This window comes from Slackia sp. (assembly GCF_977041755.1).
Window position 1 is genome coordinate 1 of sequence record NZ_CDRRGL010000214.1, and the last position, 2,031, is coordinate 2,031.

Genomic DNA, 2,031 nt, shown 5'->3' on the forward strand with positions numbered 1-2,031 from the left:
ACGTTCGGCTCGTGCGGAATCTCTCGTAACCAGGAACCCGAGGCCCCAACGGTGGGCATCTGCCCGATTGAAGAAAGCCTGCGATTCGGGATTTCTGGTTTGTGCGGAATTATTCAAACCCGAGGACGATTCAAACCCCGAAGCGCTAGGGGGAGTGCTCCTCGTTCGCGCGAAATTCGCCCATTTCCGTGGTGATTCGACGGAAGCTCGTTTCCTGTGGGCGGTACCGTCCTTGAAATGCTCGCTCGTTTGTGTAAAGTAAGCATGTTATAGTTTCTCATAGTGAGAATTGATTTTATGTGCCTGCCGTGGCGGGCGCGGATTAAACGCAGCCGTAAATGCAGCACGTTGGAGGAAACATGGCGAAAACTGTTGGTTCAGAGCATCTGGCCGTCATTAAGGTCGTTGGCGTCGGCGGTGGCGGCACCAACGCCGTCAACCGTATGGTTGAAGCTGGCCTGAAAGGCGTCGAGTTCATCGCCGTCAACACCGACAAGCAGGCGCTGCTTATGTCGCAGGCCGATAAAACTATCCATATCGGCGAAGAGTTGACGCGCGGCTTGGGCGCTGGCGCAAACCCCGAAATCGGTTGCCAGGCTGCCGAGGAATCTCGCTCCGAGATTCGTGAGGCTTTGGCCGAGGCCGACATGGTCTTCGTGACCGCTGGCGAAGGCGGCGGCACGGGCACGGGCGCAGCTCCGGTGGTTGCTGAAATCGCTCGCGAGGAAATCGGTGCGCTCACGGTTGGCATCGTCACCAAGCCGTTCGGCTTCGAAGGCCGCGTCCGTCGCAACCAGGCCGAGCAGGGCTGCGATCTGCTTTCCCAGAAGGTCGACACCCTCATCGTTATCCCGAACGATCGTCTGCTCGAGGTCATCGACAAGAAGACTTCCGCGCTCGACGCGTTCCGCATTGCCGACGATACGCTTCGTCAGGGCATCCAGGGCGTTACCGACCTCATTACCATTCCCGGCCTGATTAACCTCGACTTCGCTGACATCCGCACCGTCATGAAGGACGCCGGCACGGCTATGATGGGCATTGGCTTCGGCACGGGCGAGAATCGCGCCCTCGATGCTGCGACGCAGGCCATCAATTCCAACCTGCTCGAGGCTTCCATCCAGGGTGCAAGCCGCGTTCTGTTCTCCATCGCCGGCGGCAGCGACCTTACGCTCGCTGAAGTCGACGCTGCGGCGCGCGCTATGGAGGCCGTTGTCGACGAAGACGCCAACATCATCTACGGCCAGATCATCGACGATACCCTGGGCGACCAGATTCGTATCACCGTTATCGCTACGGGCTTTGCTCGTCAGTCTCAGGCTGCGATGGACTTTGATTCCGCCCGCAACGATTTGTTTGCGGCAACCCAGGCTGCTTCGGCTCCCGCATCGAGCTCCACGGTTGGCGCTTTTGGCCGCGACACCTACACCTCTAACCAAACCCATGCCGCGTCTCCTGCCGCATCTTCGATGAATGCCGCATCTACGCGCGTCGCCGATGAGGAATACATTCCCGATTTCCTTCGTCGTCGATAAAACGGAAGCGATGTGCCATGACGGGTATGACCAACGCGTCAGGGCTTGAAGCGACCCTCGATTTGCCGCTCCCGCGGCTTGTCGAGGGTCGTTTTTCTAACCTGACCGCATTTACCGATGAGGCCCTGTTCGAAGCATGCGGCGTACGCATCGCGTTTACCGAGCGTTCGGGCGGTGTGAGCGAGCCGCCGTACGATTCGTTGAACCTGGGCCTTCATGTCAACGACAATCCCGAAAGCGTGCGTGAGAATCGCCGCAGGGTCTGCGAGGCGTTCGGCATCGATCCGACGAGGCTTATTGTGCCCAACCAGGTGCATGGCGCCGATGTCGCCGTGTGTGAAAACGCTGGCGATATCGCCGAGACGCGAGAGTTCGCGGCCGAAGGCAGCGACGCGATTGCCGTGGGTTGCGATGATGTTGCGGCCTTGCTGTGCTTCGCCGATTGCACGCCTGTGATTATCGTGGCGCCTTCCGGCAAGTTCGCCGTGGCGCATTG

Annotated in this window: 2 protein-coding genes; both read left to right on the plus strand. The window is 59.5% G+C overall.

The genetic code is table 11. The features are described from left to right. Positions 1-359 precede the first annotated feature (359 nt). Positions 360-1,535: a cell division protein FtsZ gene (ftsZ, locus tag ACWI8T_RS09630; protein WP_114616023.1), complete on the plus strand. Its 1,176-nt coding sequence runs from the start codon at positions 360-362 to the stop codon at positions 1,533-1,535. Between the two features lie 17 nt (positions 1,536-1,552). After that, positions 1,553-2,031 (plus strand): laccase domain-containing protein (locus ACWI8T_RS09635; RefSeq protein WP_449138793.1); only part of this gene is annotated, 479 nt, incomplete at its 3' end.